The organism is Bacillus sp. RC251 (assembly GCF_044908765.1).
Lineage (GTDB): Bacteria > Bacillota > Bacilli > Bacillales > Bacillaceae_G > Bacillus_A > Bacillus_A wiedmannii.
Genome location: NZ_JBIYDP010000002.1, coordinates 532351 through 554991, shown reverse-complemented (window position 1 = coordinate 554991; position 22641 = coordinate 532351). Strand labels below are relative to the sequence as shown.

Below are 22641 nucleotides of genomic sequence, written 5' to 3'. Positions count from 1 at the left end.
TATTTATCTCTTTTTTAATAAGCAACACGTTACCTCCTAAATATGTAAAATAGGAGGTAAGTGCTACTGTGTCTAATAAATAGACTTATTTATAATTGGGGCTCTTACAGCCTCAAATTAAGTAACTCTTCTATAAAGAACTCACTTCCACCAATTGTACCATAAAACGTACTAGGTTACCTTTAATTCCCGAAGTAAATTCTAATTTTTGAGCCTTCTTTCACTTTAGCTCCTGCTTCTGGGGATTGTTTAATTACTTTCTCTCCGTCTCCACTTATATCAAGCTTCAAGTCGACGAGTTGTGTCTGTAAGTCTTTCTTTTTCATACCAATTAAATTCGGAACTTCCACAGTTGGTGTATCGCCCCATTTATATTCTCTCTCAACTTGTTCTTTTCTCGGTTTCACTCCCATAACAGGAAGTGCATCCCGAAGAATATTCCCAACAATTGGAGCTGCTACTACTCCACCAAATTGCGTTACACCTTTCGGATTATCAACAGCAACATAGACAACAATTTCCGGATCATCCGCTGGAGCAAAACCGATAAAAGATACTATATAATTATTCTCTAAATATTTACCATCTTTCACCTTTTGAGCCGTACCTGTTTTTCCACCTACACGATACCCATCAATGAAAGCACCTTTACCAGATCCCTTTGCTACAACATTCTCTAATGCATACCGAACTTTTTCTGAAGTTTCCTTGGAAATAACTTTTCTTTTTTCCACAGGTGTCTTTTTACTTACAACTTGATTATTTTTCGGATCAATAAATTCCTTAGCTATATACGGTTGATACAATGTCCCACCATTTACAGCCGCTGCTACTGCTGCCACTTGTTGAATTGGTGTTACAGAAACTCCTTGACCAAATGAAGTAGTTGCTTGCTCGACTGGACCGACTTTATCTAAATTAAATAAAATCCCACTACCTTCACCTTGCAAATCAATTCCGGTTTTCTGTCCAAAGCCAAAATTACGAATGTATTTAAACAATCGGTCTTTACCAAGACGATCACCAAGTTCAATAAATCCTGGGTTACATGAGTTTTGAACTACTTCTAAAAACGTTTGGCTACCATGGCCTCCCGCTTTCCAGCATTTCAATCTAGCTCCCCCCACTTCAGCTGCTCCATCATCATAAAACGTATCTTTCTCTAAGTCTACTAAATTTTCATTCAAGGCTGCTGCTAACGTAATGATCTTAAATGTTGAACCAGGCTCATACGTACTCCATACTGGTAAGTTTCTATTATACACTTCTGGAGAAACACTTTGAAAATCTGCTGGATCAAAACTCGGCCGACTCGACATACCTAAAATTTCACCATTTTTCGGATTCATTGCAATCGCAATCATACCATCTGGATTATATGTCGACTCTGCAATATTCATTTCTCTTTCCATAATTCTATTAATACGTGCATCAATTGTTAAACCTAAATTCAAACCAGCTTCTGGTTTTTTGAAATCATCGCCAACATTAGGCATCCTTTGTCCTTTTGCATCTGCAAAAAAACGCACATGACCTTCATCACCATTTAGCTCTTTATCATAATATTTTTCCAGTCCCATAAGACCTTGGTTATCACTACCTGCAAACCCTAATACGTGTGATAAAAAGTTGCCAAATGGATAGTACCGGATAGAGTCCTCTGCGATATAAACACCTTTCAAACTTAATCCTCGTACCTCTTTCGCTTTATCATGTGATATTTTCCTTCCGCCTTTATCTAACCTTACAATTGATTCTTTTTTTGTAATTCTCTTATAAATCTCATCTTTTTCCACACCTAATACTGCAGCTAACTTCTCTGCAGTCTCTGCTGGTTTTTCAATTTGCCTCGGTACAACAAAGACAGTTGGGGCACTTTTATTCGTAGCAAGTTCCACACCATTCCGGTCTAAAATCTTCCCACGTTCAGGTTCAAAAGTAATATTTCGACTCCATGAATCCTTCGCACGATCCGTTAACATATTGCCAAGAAAAAATTGCACATATCCAAGACGAATATCGATGATAGTGAAAATAAGTATACCTGATATGAGTATAAAAATAAGTCGTTTTCTAACCGTTACATTTGATACACGCATATTGGAACAAGCCTCCCTTACGCCTAGCTTGTTCCAATATATGCTTGTACTTATTTAATTAGAACTTCTTCTCTTTTACCATTACTGTTCTTCTGCTTCTTGTTGTGGTTCAAGTGGCGGTACAAGCGTTACACCTAACTCTGTACCAGGTTGTAACAATGTTCCTTCTGCCACACTTTGTTCAGTTACATATCCGGTACCAGTAGGTTTTAGGTTAAGCTTTAATGTTTTCGCTAAATTCATAACATCACGCAGTGCCCAGCCTTGTATATTTGGCATTGTAGGTTTATCTCCTACTAAGAAGACTCGGTCACCTTTTAATGTTTGCTCAGTTGCTTTTGGCACTTGCTGCTGCACTTTCCCTTCACCTAATACGATTGGACGAAGTTTTGCTTTATCAATTGCTTTTTTCGCTTCTTCCATCGTTTTCCCTGTTACATCCGGAACGACAGTTTGTTGTTCTTTCACATATTTTTTCGGGTCTTTTATTTCATTTGGCTTAATCTTTAAATACTCTAAACTATTTTTAGTTACATATTTAAAAATATCAGCTAAAGGCTGTGCGCCATTCTCATCATCTTTCAATTCCGGCTGTTTTACAGCTACATACACAACAAGTTGCGGATCGTCCATAGGTGCCATCCCTAAGAATGAGAATATATAATTCTCTCTTCCCGTCATATAGCCACCTTTTCCATCCGGAATTTGCGCTGTCCCTGTTTTACCACCAACTGAATATCCATCGATTTTATAAGCAGTTCCTGTTCCTTTCGGCGATGTAACGACGCGTTCTAATAACTGTCTTACTTGCGCTGCTGTTTCTTTCGTAACAGGTTTTCCCACTTCTTCTGGCTTATGTTCTAATTTTACTTCGCCTGTTATTGGATCTACAATTTTATCAATTGTATAAGGTTTCATCATTTTCCCATCATTTGCAATAGCAGTTGCAGCTTGTACAAGCTGTATTGGCGTTACAGTAGAACCTTGTCCAAAAGCTGTTGTTACTTGCTGTATTTGCTGATCGAATCCAATTGTATTTGAACCTTCACCAGGTAAATCAATGTTCGTTTTTTCATCTAATCCAAAACTATGAATATATTTTCGGAAACGTTCGGGGCCAAGTTTTTGATCCCCTAAAATTGCAAACGCTACGTTTGAAGAGCGCTCTACCCCTTCATCAAATGTGATAGATCCCCATCCAGCGCCGCCGTTATGATCTTTTATTTTTCGGTTTCCGACTTGATATGTACCAGACTGATAATAATCTTGCCCTTTATACACACCTTCATTAATAGCTGCTGCTAGCGTGAAAATTTTCATTGTTGATCCAGGTTCAAATGCATTTGCAATTGCGTCATTGAAGAAATATTTAATTTGACGATCATTTGGATCATAACTAGGCTTACTAGACATCGCTAATATTTTCCCTGTTTTTGGATCCGCAACAATCCCTATTAAACTTTCTGGATCGTAATGCTTACTTGCAGCTTTCATCGCATCTTCTAAGTAACTTTGAATACGTTGATCTATCGTTAAATATGCGTTATCTCCGTTTTTAGGTGCTTCTACGTTCACTTTCCCACCGTCAAGAGACACACCTTTACGATCACCTGTATAAGCTACTTTTCCGTTAGAAGCACTTAAATACTTATCTAAACTTTTTTCTAAACCAAATTGCCCTATCGAAGTTCCCTCTTCATTCGGTTTAGCATGACCTATAACGTAAGATGCAAAATCACCGTTCGGATACACTCTTGCATTTTCAGTAATAAAAGATATGCCTGGCAATTTCAATGCTTCTATTTGTTCCTTCTGTTCTTTCGTCAAATCTTTACCTAGTGATCCAAATTCGACTTGATTTTTATCTTTTTTATTTAACGTGGCTAAAATCTTCTCTTCGTCTTTTCCGAGTACTCCCGCAATTTTCTTTGCAGTATCCTCTTTATTTTCAACATGATTCGCACCTTTTAATTCTGCTACAAGTTTATAAGAGTTTGCATCTTGCGCTAATACATGACCGTTTTGATCATAAATCGTCCCGCGATTTGCTTCCAGAACTCCTGTTTTACTATGTTTTTGCTTAGCAAGTGCATCCAAATCTTGATTATGAACAGTTCCTGTTGCTTGTATGTAAAAAAATCGGGCTAACAATAGCAAAAAGAGCAGGAGGAATAAAATCATAAAATACCCTGCTCCCTTATTGGTATGAAATTTAGTCATATTTCTCTTCATTTTCCCTTCACACCTATTGCCTTATTTGAGGCCCTTCACATTATTCGCATTAATTTCTAGCCCGTGTTTTTTTGCAACTTCAGCGATTCGTTCATAGCGACTTAACTTCTCTACTTCAGCCTGTAACTCTTGATTTTCTTTTTGCTGCTGTACAATTTTTTGTTCTATCGTCGCTGCTTCTACATTAACTTGATAAAGGCCTGCTTTATTTCCAATAAACGCTACACAGGCATACAATAAAAAGCCAATAAATGCTACATACAACAGTTTTTCGATTCTTGTAATCTTCGCTTTAGCTTTTGGCTGAACCATCTGCTGTGGGGGCGTTTGAATCTGTATCTCTTCTTGCGCTTGTTGTTTGTACTTTACAGCTAAGTTACTCATACCTCTCTCCCCTTTTTATCGTTTTTCAGCGATTCTCAATTTCGCAGAACGCGCTCGATTATTTTCTTCTAACTCTATATCAGAAGGTAAAATCGGTTTTCTCGTAATAAGCTTTAATTTGGGCTTAAATTCATCAGGAATAATCGGTAATCCTGGTGGCAATTGTGGCGTTGTGCTATTTCGTTTAAACGTCGTTTTACAAATACGGTCTTCTAAAGAATGGAATGTTATAACACTAACTCTTCCGCCCGGCTTGACCATCTCAATTGCAGATTCCAACGCTTCTTCAAATACTTTCAATTCATCATTTACCGCAATACGGATTGCTTGGAACACTCGCTTCGCAGGGTGTCCACCCGTTCTACGAGCAGGAGCTGGAATACCCTCTTTAATTAGTTCTACTAATTCTCCTGTCGTTTCAATAGCTTTATTCTCACGATACGCTTCAATTTTCCTTACTATTTGTTTTGAAAATTTCTCTTCACCATACTGGAAGAAAATTCTTACAAGTTGCTCATATGACCAGCTATTTACAACATCATATGCTGTTAATGGGGCATCTTGATCCATCCGCATATCTAACGGTGCATCATGATGATAACTAAAGCCACGCTCTGGTGTATCTAATTGTGGGGATGAAACACCTAAATCAAATAAAATACCATCTACTTCTGTTATACCTAATTCCTGTAGTTTTTCAGATAAATAACGGAAATTACTCTTTACTGTTATGAACTGCTCACCGTATGAAGAGAATCTTTCTTTCGCATTTTGAATCGCTATCTCATCTTGATCAAACGCGATTAATCTTCCACCTTCAGTTAATTGGGATAATAAATAAGAACTATGTCCTCCTCCCCCCAGTGTACAATCTACATATGTACCACCTGGCTTTATATCTAAGCCGTCTACTGTTTCCTTCAAAAGCACTGTTACGTGTTTAAACATTGTTGCACCTACTCTTTTTCCAATTAATTATGTTGAATGCATCTCCTCCTCCAAACGCATATTTCACGATTAGAGAACGAAATACTATGAAAGAACGACTCATTTAACTTACCTACAAAGGCAGCATACTATACAAATCGCTATTTTCTTTTATTATATACTAAATTTTATCATCTTTTGCGGGAATTTAAATAAAAAACTGTCGAAAAAGATGATAATACGTTTACATTTTGTGCTATTTTGTCATATATTTAAGTATCCTGCATAATTACGATATTCACTTTTTTAAAATTGATAATTCAGAAAAATTTCACTTCACAGTAAATTCAACAAGACAAAAATAAAATCCTGCTCCTAAGAGCAAGATTTTATAGTTTTATAACATGATGTTTTCCGTCCCAAGAAAACGGTTTTTCCATTACACGATCAACGAAATCCAAACCAAACTGATTTAAATAGTAACATACATTCCACACACGCTCTTGCGGCGCCCCTAATGGACGAAGTGCAAATTGTATGCGACGGAATTTATTTAGCTGTACTTCATGTTTTTTCTCAACATTTCTTTTCAACATTCTTTCCAACAGTTCAATTTGTTCATTAATTTTGAATTCATTTTTCCCTGCAAACGCACTTAATCCAGGATCTATTTTCTTCACAAACTGTTGTAATGACGTATGGATATCAATTATTTCTTTTTTCGCCTCTACAAATCGATCATCTATCGGTTCCTCTATTTGATTAGATAACCAGTTTTCACGCAACTTATCTACGTTATTTAAAAAAGGATCACTGTCTTGCAATTGCAAATCGTATAAATCTGTCGCTATATCCCTCTCTACATAAGTGATTGTAATACGCGGAACGACAGGCGGCATTTGGAAACCAATCGTATGGAAAACTTGTTGCAATTCACTCCAGTAAGCTAATTCCCCTGGTCCTCCAATAAACGCGAGCGTAGGAAATAGATACTCTTGCATAAGAGGGCGCGTTACAACATTATTACTAAAGCGTTCCGGACTTCTTTCCATCTCTTCCATCAATTCCTCATATGAAAAGGAATACGCTCCATCCTTCCCTACAAACTTCCCTTGATCGTCTTCAAGTAATACTCGCTCATTATCAATTTCCATGAATATATGTACTGCATTATACTTTGTTTCAATAATCGGTTTATATCCTAATTCTTTAATTATTTCCTGTTGGTTATGAAGCCCCTCTTGCACTTCTTTATACTTATCTATAATTTGCTTAAAAAACGGCACTTCTAATTTTCTTAATTCAGGATGATGCGAATCAACAAGAATTAAACCAGAATTAACGAACATTTTCATAATAAGATGGGCAAAGAAATCTACATACGTATTCGATTTCCCCAAAGAATCATCAATAAATCGCAGTACATCCTTTGTAAAATTCGTTTCAGGGTATGTTTTGAAAATTTCTTCAATCCACTTTCTACAGTCTTCCAAAGAAAGCTCGGACTCTGAAGCACTCGCCACTTTCGGATTACGGTCATGAAAAATAGTCTTTTTTATTTTTTTATTCTTCGTTACAAAAGTATGATTAATTTCATCCATATCATGGTCTTCACCAGCAATCCAGAAAACAGGAACAACTTTAACACCTAAACTTTCTTCCTTTTCCCTTGCAAGCTGTAAAACTGAAATGATTTTATGAATTGTATAAAGTGGTCCAGTTAATAACCCAGCTTGTTGTCCAGCTATAACAACATATGTATTTTCATCTCCAAGCGCTTTTACATTTTGAATCGTAGCTTCTCCCGCTTGTAATTTTGTATTATATTCTAATAAATGCGCTACTAAATCTTGGCGGAAAAACTCCCTCTCACGCAAATCATGTACACGCTGTTTAAAAGCATCTTCTGTTAACATATAGTCAAAACAAGACTGTATCTCTTTTTTACCGTTCATATAGTCCGCTACAACACCTTGTTGCGGAACAGAGATTTCTTTTATCTCCATATAATTCTTCCTTTCGTATCCTGTTCTCTCACCAATCCACATTGTAGTCAATGTTGCACGTAAAAGCAAAGAATTACACTTATTCTTTTACTTCTAATCCTTTTATTGCATCGAACAAAAATTGCAGTGTCGGAACGGATTGTTGCTGTTTCTTAGCTTCTTCTAATACATATCCAACAATCGCACCAATTTCCGTTTGTCTATTCGCCCTTACATCTGCCAGCATAGATGATGTATTACGAGACGTTCTTTCACATACGTGACGTACCATTTTCCATACCATTTCTTTTTCTTCTTTAACAAGAAAAACGACTTCCTGAAAAACTTGCTCCATCAATCGATAAAAAAAAGGGTTCGTAATCAAATCTCCGTTCTGGACTTGTAATAATGCTGTCAATGGATTGATACATACATTAACTACTAATTTTTTGTGCATGACATCCTTCCAATCATCTTCTATTTGAATCGGAAAATGAGGAAATGGAAAGCAGTTAAATATTTTTTCAAAATGTATAGACTGGCCGTGCACGATTCCAAACTTCGTTACACCTATCCCCGTATGATAAACGGTATGTCTTTCTTCTTTTTTTGCACCATGCTCTACAATCCCAACTGCAATATTTTCATTCCCTATTTTCTGCATAGCATGAAGATGCGACATTCCGTTTTGCAAAAAGATTAATGAGGATTCCCCTCGCACAAAAGGCAGTATGTCAGTTATATGATATTGCTTAACAGCAATAAATATATAGTCTAGCTTCTGATCTAGCATACTTTCTATTGGCAAAACAGGCGGGAATACGGTTTCACGTTTTTCCTCCCTCATACAAGTTACACCCGTTATATTCAATTCCTCAGCCTGTTTAGCTGTCCTTGTAAACAACGTAACATCTTGATTACTTTTTTGTAAATAAAATGCATATAACAGACCGATAGCTCCTGGTCCCACAACTCCGATTTTCATTTTCACACAAGGAACTCATATAAATACGATACACAAGTCCCTTTTCCCTCCCCCTTTTTATCCCGCAAACGCCTGATTGGTGCGGAATCAATCATAATTAACTAAAGGTGAACAAATCCCACCGATTACAGTTTCACTCTATCGTTCTCAATCCCATGAACACAGTTTACAATTCCATTGCTCTTTAACAAACAAATGCAACCTCTTCTTTCAATATGTATATACTACCTATTAATATGCTTCTACTCTTAGTTTAGCAAATCCTCAAAAAAATAATAAAAGAAATATACTATCTTCTTCATAAAAATAAAAAAATGAGTTATAATATTATTATAAATATTTTTACTTTTCTGCATTCAACGAGACAAGAAAAGGATGTGATGTTATGGGATTCCCAAAAGTTGAGCGCTTGCTCATCAATTATAAAACATTAGACGAATTTAAAAAATTTAAAGGTTGCGGAGCTCAAGAATTATCCATGTTAGAAGAATTACAGGCAAACATTATTGAAAACGATAGTGAATCTCCATTTTACGGTATTTATTATGGCGGATCACTAATTGCACGTATGAGTCTGTATATGAAAAGGCACGGCGGGGAACCATTCGAAATTACAGGTACTTACCTAGAACTCTATAAACTTGAAGTGTTACCAACTTTCCAAAAACAAGGATTCGGAGAAATGCTTGTAAATTATGCGAAGGGGCTACAGTTCCCAATTAAAACGATCGCACGTATCCATTCAGCTGGTTTTTGGGATAAATTAAATTTCCAGCCTGTATCAGTACCTGATGGTGATTTTTATGTTTGGAACCCAGAAACAAATTTGAATACGGTTACAAACGAAGAGTCTGCATAAGAAATAAAAAAACAGCTACATAGCAGCTGTTTTTTTATTTCTTTAACTTTTCTAATTTCCCATTCGAACGAGTGCTATTTCTTTCCGCTACCATTACACTTCTTTTTTGATCGATATAATCAAGCAATGTTCTATACTCTTCCTCATATACTGATAATCGCTCCAAAAGACTCTCTCTCTCTGTTTGTAACGATTCAATTTGCTGTTGCAACACCATTAAAGAGTTTTCATCTTTATAATTTTGCAAGAAATCAATAACATCATTCAATGTAATTGACGTAGGCTCTACTACCTTTGTCTCTTTTACTTCATAATTTTCTACTTTACGTAGTTGCTTCGCTTCTTCAATACGTTCTTTGTATTGCTTTCTAACGTAAGAATTCCATCTAAAGCCACATGCTGCTGGTGTACGAGATAAATGTCTTCCCACTTCTTTAAAGGCAGATAATTGCGTTCCACCTTCTCGAATATGCCGGAGTACTACTTCTGCCAGAAGCAAATCTTCATCATCAGTCCAAGCATCTTGTCTTGTTGTCGCCATCTCTCTAGTCCTCCCTATGCATTTTTTATTAAGCATATGCAGTTACTAGAAAAGATAGAATACAACAAATAAAGAATAAGACAAAAAAAAATAAACGCAGAAGATATCTTCTACGTTTATTTTCCCGCAATTACTTGCTGATTACTTCTTTACCTTTGTAAGTACCGCATGCTTTACATACACGGTGAGCTAATTTCGCTTCACCACAGCTTGGGCACTCTACCATACCAGGTACTGATAATTTGAAATGCGTACGACGCTTTCTTTTTACTGTTTTAGAAGTTCTTCTAAAAGGTACAGCCATTCTTCCCACCTCCTTAAAAGAAATAGTTATTTTCATATGAAGGCCTAAACCAGTCTTCCGATTATTTGTCAAAAAACTTTGCAAGTCCTGCTAATCGTGGATCAACAGTCTTTTCTTTGTTTTCTTCCGAAATCACTTGCCAGTCTTGACCTTGCATCGGTGCTCCACCAGAAACATCATCACTGAAAATTTGCATTGGAATCTCCAAAAGTATATTTTCCTTGATTACGGGCAGTAAGTCAAGTACTTCTCCTTCTAAACAATGAATTTCAGCTTCAGTTTCAAATTCTTCTTGTGAAGTTTGGAACACCTCAGTTGTTTTAATGTCAAATGGTAATGTCACATCTACTAAAGAGCGAGAACATGGTAAAACCATGCTTCCAGTTATATGTAGATGGAACGTAAACTTACCGGAGCCAAAATCAACTCTTCCTGTTACATGAGCAGGATTAATTTCACGAATATCTTTCTCGACCTCTTGTAGCTCACTTACATCTACCATCTCATCCAATGTCAATCCTTTATTTCTCAATTTATTCAATTGATGGATGGACCATTTCATATCATATCACCTCAAGGCAACAAACAAAATTATAGCTAGCCATTTTATATTTGTCAATGTTTTTTCTTTACACTATAATGAAGTCATCATAGTAAATAATATATAGAGTATCACGTTTTTGAAAAAGATGCTACATCGAAAGGAGAGATTACCATAAAAGCCAGTGGTATTGTTGTTGAATATAACCCTTTTCATAACGGTCATGATTATCATGTGCAACAAACAAAAAAGTTAACACACGCCGATATTACAATCGCTGTTATGAGTGGCCCTTTTTTACAGCGTGGTGAGCCAGCACTCATATCCAAATGGTATCGTACCAAAATGGCCTTATCATGCGGTGTAGACCTTGTTGTAGAGCTTCCATACGCCTTCTCAACACAAAAGGCTGAAACCTTTGCAAATGGCGCTATTTCTATTTTAAACGCCCTGCGTGTTTCTGAAATTTGTTTCGGTAGTGAAGATGGGCAGATTGAAAATTTTCATAACACCATCTCTGTGCAAAAAAATGAAGAAGATACTTTTAATCGTCTTGTAAAGCAATTTATGAATGCAGGTAACAGTTACGCAAAAGCTACATCTGAAGCCTTCCTACACATTTTACCATCCGAAAAAAACATAGACATGTCACAACCGAATAACATATTAGGATTCCAATACATGAAATCAATTTTCTTACAAAATAGTTCTATGCAAGCACAAACGATAAAAAGATTCGCATCTCATTATCATGATGAAACATTTAGCGACCAACATATTGCAAGCGCAACTAGTATTCGTAAAAAACTTTTTAGCGAAAATAGTTCTTTTACAGAAATTGAGCCTTTTATCCCAAAAGCGACTGCTTCTCTTTTAGCAAGTTACAAACAAAACTACGGGATATTACATAATTGGGAACAATACTTTTCATTTTTCAAATACAAACTCATGACGATGTCTCCAGAAGACTTACGACATATATATGAAATAGAAGAAGGTTTAGAGCATCGTATTTTATCAAAAATACAAAACAGTTCCTCCTTCCATTCATTCATGGAAGCATTAAAAACGAAGCGTTATACATGGACTAGATTACAAAGAGCTTGTACACACATTTTAACAAATACAACAAAAGAAGAAATACATAGCGCAAATATAGAGCAGCATGCACCGTACATTCGTCTACTAGGCATGTCACAAAAAGGACAAACTTACCTTTCAAAAAACAAGAAAAAAATAGAACTTCCCATCCTTACCCATACAAAAACATTTGACCATCCTACTTTACATATAGAGCGAAAAGCCAATTCTGTATATTTCTCCATCATGCAAGAACCATTACGAACACAACTACTAAAACAAGATGCAACACACCATCCAATTCGTTATGATGAAACAACTGCAAAATTTCTATAAAAAACCTCTCTTTTTCAGAGAGGTTTATTTTTTCTCGCCCATTTTTTCCAAATACAGCAATGCATCATCCAGCGTATCAACTGGTACAACTTTCATTTTTGTTTTAATATCTTTCGCAGCCTCAAGCGCATCTTTATAATTCGATTTCTCCGCACCTTTTTCATTTGGCGCAAAGAACACTTCAGCACCAGCATCACTTGCAGCAACCACTTTTTGCTGAATACCACCAATCGGGCCAATTTCTCCCTTTTCATTTATCGTCCCTGTTCCAGCTATTTCATGCCCTCTTGTTAAATCATCTTCCACAAGTTGATTATATATTTCTAATGTAAACATTAGGCCTGCCGATGGTCCGCCTATTTCATGAGAATCAATTTTCACTTTCGGATCTACCATTAATTCTCTTTCAGTAACGATAGAAACCCCTATACCAACACGCCCATTTCCATTCGGAATGGTCTTTACATTTAAATTTTCTTTTAACTGTTTTCCATTTCTCTTGTACTCAATATTTACTGCTTCCCCTTCTTTTTTCCCTGTCATATATTCAATAAATTGCTCCGTCTTTTCAAATGTTTTTCCGTCGACAGCTATGATGACATCTCCAAGCTTAAGCTTTCCTTCTGACGGCATCCCTTTCGCTACTCCTGCAACCAATACACCTTTATTTTCAAAAGAAACAGTACGGTTTGCACGTTTATACGCATTATAGATTGCTGCATTTTGCGAATCTTTCATGGCATAATTTTGGCGAAATTGATATTCTTCATCACTCTCACCTTTTTGCAATATTTCTTCCGCTTTCGAAATATGTGTATATTTATTAAACTGTGCCGCTATTAAATTCACCACATTTGCTGGTCCCATTGAAACCGTAACAAGCATAAAATCACCGGATTCTTTCGTTCCACCCTCAACTTGAACGTAAGGCTCTAATTTGGCCGCCATTCCTGGTTTTGTTACATAATACGGTAAACGTACGTAAACAAGTAACATCGCCAATATAACCCCTATTAAAATTGCATATATAAACCGAAAACGCTTAAACATTATGTTTCTCCTTCCACTGCTCAATTAATAAATAAATATTTGCAACATGTTTTTCCGCCTCTACTTCTCCAACTCGAATAATGTCTTCAATGTTTGTAAAAGCACGTGAACTAAATTGTTCTACAGCTGGTCGCATCATTAAATCCGATGCAATTTGTCGATTCATCACCAGCTCATGTTGCATAATTTCAATACTCTGCATAATTACATCATAAATAGACGTAACCTCTCCATTCACTTTAATCGGCGATACATCAACAGCAATAACAATATCGGCACCTAACTCTTTCACAACCGATACTGGAATGCGATCAATCACTCCGCCATCCACCAATAATCGTCCATCTATCTTTTCTGGTACAAATACTCCAGGTACAGATATGCTAGCTCTCACAGCCTCTGCAACAGGACCACTTGTAAAAACTACTTTTTCCCCCTTCAAGATGTCAGTAGCCACAACAGCCGTCGGGATATCTAACTCTTCTAAATTTTTATTATATGTAAACATTTTAATCATATCTTTGACACGTTTTCCAGCAATAAATCCCATTTTCGGAACTGTAAAATCTAAATAATATTTCCTCTTAAAAACATTTGCCAGTTTATACAACCTTTCAACGTTTGAGCTAGCTGCATAAAACGTACCTACTAAAGCCCCCATACTACTTCCTGCAATCATATGAATCGGTATACCATTTTCTCTTAAAACTTTTATAACACCAATATGCGCAAACCCTTTTGCGCCCCCAGATCCAAGAGCTAAACCAATTTTCGGTTCTTTCATTTTTCTCACCCTTTAATTTTTTTCATTCCTTTTTCATACTTATGGTCTAAATGCACTACGTATCCACGTATACTGAAATGAACGTTTTTTGGGACAAAGGGGGATTTACTTACATGTATGAAAAATGGAAAACGGCTTTTCTTACCATATCAACACTGTTTTTAACCTTTTCTCTTGTACTTCACCCCCAAGCTGCTTTGCAAGCTTCCATTCGAGGGTTAAATATATGGTGGGAAGTTGTATTCCCTTCACTTTTACCGTTTTTCATCATTGCGGAACTTCTAATTAGTATTGGTGTTGTAAAATTTATAGGTGTTATATTAGAACCACTCATGCGACCACTTTTTCGCGTTCCAGGGATAGGCGGATTTGTTTGGGCAATGGGAATGGCTTCTGGATTCCCTGCTGGCGCCAAATTAAGCGCTAGACTACGTAAAAGTAATCAGCTAACACAAATCGAAGCAGAACGCCTCGTATCTTTTACAAACTCATCTAATCCACTTTTTATTTTTGGAGCTGTTTCTATCGGTTTTTTCAATAATCCGAAATTAGGAATCGTATTAGCTGCTGCACATTATTTAAGTAACTTTGCCGTCGGGTTATTGATGCGTTTTTACGGCAATAACAATATTTCCACGAAGGATCAACATCCTACTAAAAAACGTCCTTTTCAAAACCCTTTTTCAGTCCTACACGAGACGCGCATGCAAGAAAAAAGACCATTAGGAAAATTACTTGGGGACGCTATCGTTTCTTCTATTCAAACGTTACTTATGATTGGTGGATTTATTATTTTATTCTCTGTTTTAAATAAAATGATTACTGTATTTCATATTACAGCAACACTTTCTTTTATTATGCAACATATTTTATCATTCTTCCAATTAACTACAGAATTTAGTATTCCAATCTTATCAGGCATTTTTGAAATGACACTCGGTAGCCAAATGATTAGTCAAATAAATGAAACACCCCTCCTGCAGCAAGCTATGGTAACAAGCTTTATTTTAGCGTTTAGCGGCCTTTCTATTCAGGCACAAGTTGCTAGCATATTAGCTGAAACAGACATCCGATTTAAGCCCTATTTTTTCGCACGAATTATCCAAAGTATTCTGGCTCCTATTTTTACTTTTATATTTTGGAAACCATTTTATGAAAAAGTAAGCTCTTTTTCACCTATGCAAAAAGATATCCCCGTATTTTTATCGAATCATTCTTCTATACTGCAAGAAATTTGGACATCTTTTGTACACTATGGACCGATCTTTACTTTATTTTGTTTATATGTATATGTTATCTTATTATTTTTTCGTAGCAACAAAGAAAAACCCCGTTCACTTTAACGGGGTTTGAAACTTTTCTTTTAAAGCACGTTCTACAACAGGAGGTACAAGATCTACTACGCTTCCTCCATATCTCGCAACTTCTTTTACAATGCTCGAGCTTAAAAATGAATATTGGTTATTTGTCATAATAAAAAAGGTTTCAATATTTTCATCTAATTTTCGATTCATAGAAGTAATTTGCATCTCATATTCAAAATCAGAAACCGCTCGTAACCCACGCAAAATCGCGTTTGCATTACGCATTTTCGCATACTCCACTAGTAGTCCACTATGTGAATCTACTTTTACATTCGGGATATCCTTTGTTGCTTCTCGAATTAAATCTAAGCGCTCTTCAACTGAAAAGAACGGTTTTTTTGACGAGTTGTTTAAAACTACTACGTATACCTCATCAAATACTTTTGCTCCCCTTTTAATAATATCCAGATGCCCAAGGGTAATTGGATCAAAACTTCCCGAAGAAATAGCTATACTAGTCATTCCGTCCCCTCACCTTCATACTTATAAATCGATATTGCTGTAATCCCATAATTTTCAGCTCTTACTTTTACAAGACTCCCTATAGAATCAGGTAAAACCACATCATTACCATGCTCTGACATAATTAATCCATCTCTATGTAGCAATCCATGTTGATCCATCACACTAATTAAAGATACAATTTTTTGATCTTTATATGGAGGATCAATTAATATAAGATCGAATGATATTTCACGTTTTATAAGAGCCTTTACCGCACGTTCTGCATCATTTCGATATACTTCAGCTTGTTCCTGTATTCGACAACTTTCTAAATTTTGATGGATTACTTTTATCGCTTTATTATCTCGATCAACAAAAATTGCTTTATCAATCCCTCTACTTATAGCCTCGATTCCAAGACCACCACTACCGCCAAATAAATCAAGAGCGATACCACCATCAAAATAAGGACCTATCATATTAAAGATTGATTCTTTCACTTTATCTGTCGTTGGACGTGTTGTATTACCTGGCACCGCTTTTAGTGGATGCCCTTTACATTTTCCTGAAACTACTCTCATCTGTTGTCACTACCTTTATTTCAATCTATCGAGCAATTATAGAAAACCTTTCTCCATTCGGTAACCGCTACCAAACTATACTATTCCATGAAATTTTCCATTCATTTCTCAACGAACAATAGGAGAACTTTGGCTTAAAATAACCGCTCTGCATTTTTATGTATTCATCTCACCATGCGCTAACACGAACCCATTATGTATATTCGTTTCACTTTATCTTTTTTATCCTATCATAAAATAAAAAAAAGAAAAATAAAAAGCCAAACATAAAATTTAATTTCATGATGTATATCTTCATTTAGATTGGACATAAATAATTATAACAACATCACCTTCGATGTTGTTGCCAACCGCGGAGAAGACTTACGTTTCCCCATAAGTTCTTCCTCCGGTTTCTCCTCTCCCTTTGCCTTCTTACTAGTACATGCTAGTATAAGAAGGGCCCTGCTTTGCAGGGTTTTTTTTCTTTGTCTACTTTTCATTTAAAAAGTGAGATGGTACAGTAAATAAAAGAAAGAGGAGGAAAAAATATGATTCAACGCTTTATAGAACTCGGAGAAGGCTACTCTGATTTATATGAATTACTTGAAATTGCCAAAGCAAATCAAGAACGTATAACACATATGTTACAATTTGAAACGATTAAAAATGAAAAAAAAGTGTGCTCACTTGTTGTAATATTAAAACCAACTACTACTGGTGATTTCCAACCATTATACATATGTCGTGAAGGCATTCCTGTACTTGAAAATAAAAAAAGTAAACGCGTCATTTTATTTGAAGAAACGGCAGAACAACTAGGAAGAAAAGTGACTACCTTTACGGTAAAACCATCCACAACTTTCCCAGAAAAAGAACTGTTTTTCAATCATTTAATTGGTATTTTACGAATGAATAATTTCATTCCTCCAATGAAATAAAATGTTATTTCAAGTAAAAAAATCCCCTACTAAAATTAGCAGGGGATTTTTTCTATTAACTATAATCGTATTCTTTTGCCCGATCAGGACGTGAATTTTCAAATTCCGTTTTTAAATACGGGCGGTACGACTGTTCTATCTTCTTCACAAAAGGAAGTTTGTTCAACTTTTGCATCATATGCTCAATTTGTTCCATATCACAATATACTACTGCGTATTTTAAGCGTTTTGATATGTAATGTATGTTACCATATTTCCTTAAAATCTTGGCATGTTTCAATGAATGTAAATAAACAATCATACTTTGTCGTTGCCCGAACATAATCTTCTCCATCTTCTCCTTTTAAAAACATATATTTTATGAAAACCAATCAGAAATTTATGACATTACAGGACAAACTCTGTATATGTTTTCTTCTACCTTCTAAAAAACGGGGTGATTTACCCCGTTTTACAGCCACAACCTCCGCCGGTACCACAACCGCCACCACAGCCACCAGCATCAAAAAATGGATTTCCTGTTGGAACTTTGATGGAAGAAGACACCTCAGAACCGATTGCTACACTAACTTCATCTAACAACTTTTGCAAAGCTGTTTCTACTCGTTTAAAAGCTGCAACCTTATCATGTAAGTCTACAGAACGCTTTAACTCCCTCATTTTCGTCGAAACGAAAGTATAATCAGGATGGTATTTACCGAAACGTTGCACTTCTTCATATCGTTCTTTCATCGCTGTAAATTGCTGAATTAACGTCTGAACTTCCATATCTTCATGCAATTCTTTATAACACTTACGATAGTCTTCTGCTATATCTGAACAGATAATCGCTTTTGCAAGCTGCTCTGCCTTATCTAATATCAATACGCTTTCCAGCGTCGCTACAATCATGAGAGACACCTCCGAGTATTCATCATACCACATTTAGAATAGAACTACTAATTGAAGTGTCTCACTAAACAGAAAGATATCACTCTAACTATTTTCCGTATAATCCCAGCACATACTTATACATTAATATGTTCCGCAATATTATATTTCAGAACATCCCATTTCCCACTATTTTCTTTCACATAACTAATACATGCATTTTTTAATGGTGTCTTAAACGAAATATCTTCCGGTGCAATTGCATGTAAAATTGCTTTTATCGCATGTGAATGAGCTACAATGATAATACGTTTGCCAGAATGGGTTTCTGCAACATCTTTTATAGCAGCAAAGCAACGAGTTACAATCTCTTCATCTTGCTCCATACCTTCTACTTTACCTTCTGCAATTAGCTCCCTAACAGTCGCAACCGGCTTCCCGGAAGCTTCACCAAAATTACGTTCAACAAATCGCTCATCTAATAAAATCGATTGCAATCCTGCAGCCCCTGCAATTTCCTTAGCTGTTTCGTGCGCTCTAATTAATGGGCTACTTATAATTACATCCCATGCTTCCGCTTGCAAAGCAACTGCACTTTGACTTGCTTGCTTCTTTCCCACTTCATTAAGCGGAATATCTTCACGTCCCTGAATAATCTCTTGAAAATTCCAATCAGTTTGTCCATGTCGTACTAAACAAATTTCCGTCATGCTCATGCTGCAACTCCTTTTTAAATAATCCGCTTCTATTGTATCAAAAGTTCTGCATGACGGACATAGTTTTCCCTTCCAATTATGTTGTATTTTGCTGCTTCATATACTGAAACATATCGATCATAATGGAGGCAACTGCCAATTGGTTTTGAAATTTCTCAACTTTATCTGGTATCGTTTTTTTGAAATGCTGCATAGCCGCTAACTCAAATGCCTCTTTTTCTTCAGGGTTTCGCGTTAGTTTTCTATACCAGTACGGTTGCTCCCTAATATAGCGAGATAAATCCTCATCAGCCTTTATAAACTCCATAATTTCCGCTCTCATCCGCTTTCCCCCTAATCCTTCTGAAAGAAAAATGGATTATTTTCGGAAGTACTTTCTTCTTGCCGCGCGGGCTTCCCTTGAAATTGTTGAAAAACTTGTTGCACACTACCAATAGCACTCGTCACATTAGCTAAATGGTGTTGCATCTGTTCCACATCTAGCTTTTTAAAGAAAGAAAGCATTTGTCCCATCACATCAGCAGTTTTTTCCTCTTCAGTTCGATTATCTTTTTCTTTTTCTTGTTTATTTTCTTTTACCGAAGAAAAAGCTGGCGCTCCATCAGGCCTAAAAGTTGCCCATATCGGGTCTTCTTCACCAAGTAAGTACCATTCTTCATAAAACTGTTGCCAAGTTTTGTGACCACTTCTAACCTCATGAACCATTTTAGGGTGATGGTTTACAAACTCTTTAAACTGTTGAACCGATGGATGTAACGGCCCTTTTGTTGTTGGCATAATCCTCACCTCTTCATGTATATCTACTATATAGTAAGAAAAAAAAGGCACATGGTTCGCCTATTTTTAGACGATTCATGCACCTTTTTATCCTGCTATTTGCATACGGTAAGATTCCGACCTACACTTCAGTGAATACGAAGTACTTAAACGTGAGGTTTCCCCTACCCAACTTAAAATTTCACTTTATTTTCGAATAAAGTTTTGTGTATAAAACTTATCGTATACCCCAACACCTAATCCTGTAAATTGTTCATTTAATACATTCTTTCTATGCCCTTCACTATTTAACCAACCTTGCACCGCCGCAATTCCATCACTATGTTGCGCCGCTATGTTCTCACCAGCAAGTTGAAACCCTACTTTCCCGCGCTGTAAACGATCTCCTAACGTACCTAGTGTAGGTGAATCGTGTGAAAAGTAATTATTATCCTTCATATCTTTACTATGCCCTATAGCCACCTCTGCTGTTTGTTGATCCCAAGCTAACAGCGGTAACTTATGGCGACTTCGAATAATATTTGTTAAATCAAAAATTTGTTGCATATTCCCATTCTCTATTTGTTTCATTTTATCTGGAGTCAATGGTTGTTCAGCTAGTAATTCACCCGAATAAACAAGCTGATACGGTCTTTGGCGTAATAACGTTTCATCATCCATATAACGAACACCAACAAGCTCATGTGTAAAATGATCAAAATATAATTGTGCCCAGCCATCTTCTACAGGTATTAATGGTTGTTCCATCACTTCCGTGTCAGATAACTCAAATTGATAACTATGTTTCCCTCTTTTTAACGAAATCTCATGCGAGAGTGGATTCTTTTTATACACTTCTTCATACTTTTCATTTATATAATAAGGCGGCACCTTAACTTGCTCACCAGCAACATACGCCGTTACAACTTTTCGTTCTGCAACTCCAAATTGCACATACTTAGTTAAATCTTGATTATATACCCACCATTCATATCCGTAAGCAGATGGCTCTATTCGAGATGGTTCGCCCCATTTTGCTAATAAATTTTCAGAATCCCCACCAATCATATTTAAAACAGTATCGGAAGAGTCTTCATTTACTTGTTTTTTCTTTTTCACAATTTTATTTTCTTGCTTTGATTGAGATGGGGTTAATATATATTGTGAAACGAGTAATTTCCCGTATAAATCAACAGCTAAAATTAAAAATGTAATCATTACGATACGCAATAATTTCTTCAATCGATATACCTCCTGCACAAAACATAAAATTGAGATATACACAAATCCTTTTCTTTCCTTTTTTGTGTGTACCGTACTCTTTTCACTATATCATATTTTCGCAAAAAAAGTCTGGATTCTACCTTTTCTCTCAATATGAATTGCACTTTCTTACTATTCATACTATTATAAAAATAATGATGTGACATGAAAAGAGGAGGTATTATATGCAATTTAAAAATACGAAATTTAATGGGGCAGTCGTGGATTTAACACTATTAACAGAGATTATGGAAAAGAACCATTTTGTACTTGCTGGACAGTGGGATTATGAACGAGTTACATACGATTATAAATTTGAAATATTAAATGATATTTATTATTTGCGCGTACAAGGTTTGGCTGTTGAAGGTGATGTTGGTAGCAGACACGCTGAAATAAAGCTACTTCCTCCCTTATTAGGAAAACATTATTATCCTCACGGCGTTGAATATGGTGATGGTGAAACTTTCCCAACGAATGTACTTCAAAAAAGCGAACAACTCCTACAAAATATCGAAAAAGAGTTAAAAGAGTTCCAAATCATTGAGTAAATAGAAAAAGCGCATCATAGTGATGCGCTTTTTCTATTTATCTTACTTAAGAATGAATCGTCTTTTTGACTGGATACCCATAAATAGTTCCATCCTTTACTTTAATCTCATCTTCCCAAGGAACCTTATATTTACCTTCAGCTAAATCTTTTACAAACGTATACGGGTTTTCTTTCACCCCTCCAGGAGTCGCTACATATCCCCTTGAACCTAAATTATATATATTATTTTCGAGACCCCATCCTAATCTAGCCTGATCTGCTAGCTCTGGATATACTTCGGCAGTAACAATCTCCCAAGGATTTCGGTGTCCTTGCACTAAAGTAGTCCCATCAAAATTACATACTTGTCCTTCACCAAAGTAATAAAATACCCCATCATAACCCGCTAAGTTCACTGACAATGTATACATTAAGTTTTGCCATGCATTCGAACGATTAGTTAACATCCATTGTTCACTAACTTGTGTGCTATATCCAGAAATACGAATCAAGACATTTGCACCTTTATAAGCTGCTTCACGAGCTACTTCAGGAAACATACCATCATGACAAATACAAACAGCTAATTTACTTCCTCCAGGTCCATCACAAACAGGTAAGCCTAAATCTCCAGCTTTCCAAGGTTCGACTGGCACCCAAGGATTTAGCTTACGATACTTCAAAATCATTTCACCTTGTGGATCAATAATTATTGCTGTATTATACGGTTCTCCACCATCAGGGTTTCTTTCCATTATAGAAAAAACACCATATACCTCAGACTCTTTACATGCCTCAGCAAACAAGTCTGTTTCTGGCCCAGGAACTGTACATAAAAACTCTTCTGTAGTCCATTTTTTTGTATTAAGCCCTTGTGTACTATATTCTGGAAATACTATCAATTCCAATCCAGGATACCCTGATTTAGTTGAATGAATTGTTTTTATGATCTGTTTAATTTGTTTATCAATGTCTGCACGTGACTCTACTACCGGTACTGGATATTGTATTAATGCTGTTAAAAAACCACTAATTGGCTTTACCATACTTCCACTACTACCCATTTAAATTCCCCCTTAAAATAGTTC

The 22641-nt window shown here is 36.1% G+C and carries 25 protein-coding genes; 5 read left to right on the top strand and 20 right to left on the bottom strand.

Annotation, left to right across the window (positions count from 1 at the left end; genetic code table 11):
- Positions 1 to 182 precede the first annotated feature (182 nt).
- The 6 genes from ABH961_RS12905 to panE all read right to left on the bottom strand — a co-directional run bounded on the left by ABH961_RS12905 (position 183) and on the right by panE (position 8618).
- Positions 183 to 2099 (bottom strand): stage V sporulation protein D, encoded by a 1917-nt coding sequence (locus ABH961_RS12905; RefSeq protein ID WP_001266227.1) that lies wholly within the window; start codon positions 2097 to 2099, stop codon positions 183 to 185.
- A gap of 81 nt (positions 2100 to 2180) precedes the next feature.
- Positions 2181 to 4331: a penicillin-binding protein gene (locus ABH961_RS12900; RefSeq protein WP_088110381.1), complete on the bottom strand. Its 2151-nt coding sequence runs from the start codon at positions 4329 to 4331 to the stop codon at positions 2181 to 2183.
- A 21-nt stretch (positions 4332 to 4352) separates the two neighbouring features.
- Positions 4353 to 4715, bottom strand: coding sequence for a cell division protein FtsL (gene ftsL, locus ABH961_RS12895; RefSeq protein ID WP_000067079.1), 363 nt, complete (start codon positions 4713 to 4715; stop codon positions 4353 to 4355).
- A 15-nt stretch (positions 4716 to 4730) separates the two neighbouring features.
- Entirely contained in the window at positions 4731 to 5663 is a 933-nt protein-coding gene (rsmH, locus tag ABH961_RS12890) for a 16S rRNA (cytosine(1402)-N(4))-methyltransferase RsmH (protein WP_000472512.1), read from the bottom strand.
- 368 nt (positions 5664 to 6031) lie between these two features.
- A complete protein-coding gene (gene bshC, locus ABH961_RS12885) occupies positions 6032 to 7648 on the bottom strand; it encodes a bacillithiol biosynthesis cysteine-adding enzyme BshC (protein WP_098079040.1) in 1617 nt (538 codons plus the stop codon).
- A gap of 79 nt (positions 7649 to 7727) precedes the next feature.
- Positions 7728 to 8618, bottom strand: coding sequence for a 2-dehydropantoate 2-reductase (gene panE, locus ABH961_RS12880; RefSeq protein ID WP_404519475.1), 891 nt, complete (start codon positions 8616 to 8618; stop codon positions 7728 to 7730).
- Positions 8619 to 8997: 379 nt separating this feature from the next.
- Between panE and ABH961_RS12875 the strand changes: the two genes are divergently transcribed.
- Positions 8998 to 9471 carry an N-acetyltransferase gene (locus ABH961_RS12875; protein ID WP_000506689.1) on the top strand — a complete coding sequence of 158 codons (474 nt, stop codon included), beginning with the start codon at positions 8998 to 9000 and terminating at the stop codon, positions 9469 to 9471.
- Between the two features lie 34 nt (positions 9472 to 9505).
- Here ABH961_RS12875 and ABH961_RS12870 read toward each other — a convergent pair whose 3' ends face one another.
- From ABH961_RS12870 to ABH961_RS12860, 3 genes are all read right to left on the bottom strand, one after another.
- A complete protein-coding gene (locus tag ABH961_RS12870; RefSeq protein WP_048546098.1) occupies positions 9506 to 10012 on the bottom strand; it encodes an RsfA family transcriptional regulator in 507 nt (168 codons plus the stop codon).
- A gap of 130 nt (positions 10013 to 10142) precedes the next feature.
- The gene (gene rpmF / locus ABH961_RS12865) at positions 10143 to 10316 is read right to left on the bottom strand and encodes a 50S ribosomal protein L32 (RefSeq protein WP_001984764.1); all 174 of its coding nucleotides are present in this window, start codon (positions 10314 to 10316) and stop codon (positions 10143 to 10145) included.
- 61 nt (positions 10317 to 10377) lie between these two features.
- Entirely contained in the window at positions 10378 to 10878 is a 501-nt protein-coding gene (locus ABH961_RS12860) for a YceD family protein (RefSeq protein WP_000872150.1), read from the bottom strand.
- A 153-nt stretch (positions 10879 to 11031) separates the two neighbouring features.
- Between ABH961_RS12860 and ABH961_RS12855 the strand changes: the two genes are divergently transcribed.
- Positions 11032 to 12273, top strand: a complete 1242-nt coding sequence (locus ABH961_RS12855) for a nucleotidyltransferase (RefSeq protein WP_165775555.1) — start codon at positions 11032 to 11034, stop codon at positions 12271 to 12273.
- A gap of 24 nt (positions 12274 to 12297) precedes the next feature.
- On the opposite strand, the gene ABH961_RS12850 is transcribed toward ABH961_RS12855, so the two are convergent.
- Together ABH961_RS12850 and ABH961_RS12845 are read right to left on the bottom strand one after the other, a co-directional pair.
- Positions 12298 to 13323, bottom strand: a complete 1026-nt coding sequence (locus ABH961_RS12850; RefSeq protein ID WP_000476311.1) for a SepM family pheromone-processing serine protease — start codon at positions 13321 to 13323, stop codon at positions 12298 to 12300.
- Positions 13316 to 14107, bottom strand: a complete 792-nt coding sequence (locus ABH961_RS12845) for a patatin-like phospholipase family protein (protein WP_000662602.1) — start codon at positions 14105 to 14107, stop codon at positions 13316 to 13318. The genes ABH961_RS12850 and ABH961_RS12845 overlap by 8 nt, the downstream gene beginning before the upstream one ends.
- Before the next feature lie 113 nt (positions 14108 to 14220).
- Here ABH961_RS12845 and ylbJ point away from each other — a divergent pair, with 113 nt between their 5' ends.
- A complete protein-coding gene (gene ylbJ, locus ABH961_RS12840) occupies positions 14221 to 15450 on the top strand; it encodes a sporulation integral membrane protein YlbJ (protein ID WP_098847189.1) in 1230 nt (409 codons plus the stop codon).
- On the opposite strand, the gene coaD is transcribed toward ylbJ, so the two are convergent.
- Together coaD and rsmD are read right to left on the bottom strand one after the other, a co-directional pair.
- A complete protein-coding gene (gene coaD / locus ABH961_RS12835; RefSeq protein ID WP_000200598.1) occupies positions 15442 to 15933 on the bottom strand; it encodes a pantetheine-phosphate adenylyltransferase in 492 nt (163 codons plus the stop codon). The genes ylbJ and coaD overlap by 9 nt on opposite strands.
- Positions 15930 to 16496 carry a 16S rRNA (guanine(966)-N(2))-methyltransferase RsmD gene (gene rsmD / locus ABH961_RS12830; protein ID WP_001266975.1) on the bottom strand — a complete coding sequence of 189 codons (567 nt, stop codon included), beginning with the start codon at positions 16494 to 16496 and terminating at the stop codon, positions 15930 to 15932. The genes coaD and rsmD overlap by 4 nt, the downstream gene beginning before the upstream one ends.
- 530 nt (positions 16497 to 17026) lie before the next feature.
- Here rsmD and ABH961_RS12825 point away from each other — a divergent pair.
- A complete protein-coding gene (locus ABH961_RS12825; RefSeq protein ID WP_000616012.1) occupies positions 17027 to 17416 on the top strand; it encodes a DUF7147 family protein in 390 nt (129 codons plus the stop codon).
- A 55-nt stretch (positions 17417 to 17471) separates the two neighbouring features.
- On the opposite strand, the gene ABH961_RS12820 is transcribed toward ABH961_RS12825, so the two are convergent.
- The 6 genes from ABH961_RS12820 to ABH961_RS12795 form a co-directional block, all read right to left on the bottom strand.
- Positions 17472 to 17738 carry a YlbG family protein gene (locus ABH961_RS12820; protein WP_002080814.1) on the bottom strand — a complete coding sequence of 89 codons (267 nt, stop codon included), beginning with the start codon at positions 17736 to 17738 and terminating at the stop codon, positions 17472 to 17474.
- A 119-nt stretch (positions 17739 to 17857) separates the two neighbouring features.
- Entirely contained in the window at positions 17858 to 18307 is a 450-nt protein-coding gene (locus ABH961_RS12815) for a YlbF/YmcA family competence regulator (RefSeq protein WP_000634355.1), read from the bottom strand.
- Between the two features lie 116 nt (positions 18308 to 18423).
- Positions 18424 to 18996, bottom strand: coding sequence for a histidine phosphatase family protein (locus ABH961_RS12810; RefSeq protein WP_033657734.1), 573 nt, complete (start codon positions 18994 to 18996; stop codon positions 18424 to 18426).
- An 82-nt stretch (positions 18997 to 19078) separates the two neighbouring features.
- Positions 19079 to 19324, bottom strand: a complete 246-nt coding sequence (locus ABH961_RS12805) for a YlbE-like family protein (protein WP_001200991.1) — start codon at positions 19322 to 19324, stop codon at positions 19079 to 19081.
- Between the two features lie 11 nt (positions 19325 to 19335).
- Positions 19336 to 19779 carry a YlbD family protein gene (gene ylbD / locus ABH961_RS12800; RefSeq protein WP_001143336.1) on the bottom strand — a complete coding sequence of 148 codons (444 nt, stop codon included), beginning with the start codon at positions 19777 to 19779 and terminating at the stop codon, positions 19336 to 19338.
- A 186-nt stretch (positions 19780 to 19965) separates the two neighbouring features.
- Positions 19966 to 21000, bottom strand: coding sequence for a CAP domain-containing protein (locus ABH961_RS12795; protein ID WP_048546106.1), 1035 nt, complete (start codon positions 20998 to 21000; stop codon positions 19966 to 19968).
- A 206-nt stretch (positions 21001 to 21206) separates the two neighbouring features.
- Between ABH961_RS12795 and ABH961_RS12790 the strand changes: the two genes are divergently transcribed.
- Positions 21207 to 21572 (top strand): YugN family protein, encoded by a 366-nt coding sequence (locus tag ABH961_RS12790; protein ID WP_048546108.1) that lies wholly within the window; start codon positions 21207 to 21209, stop codon positions 21570 to 21572.
- Positions 21573 to 21618: 46 nt separating this feature from the next.
- Here ABH961_RS12790 and ABH961_RS12785 read toward each other — a convergent pair whose 3' ends face one another.
- Complete coding sequence (locus ABH961_RS12785) at positions 21619 to 22617, bottom strand: formamidase (RefSeq protein ID WP_000535797.1); 999 nt, start codon at positions 22615 to 22617, stop codon at positions 21619 to 21621.
- Positions 22618 to 22641 lie beyond the last annotated feature (24 nt).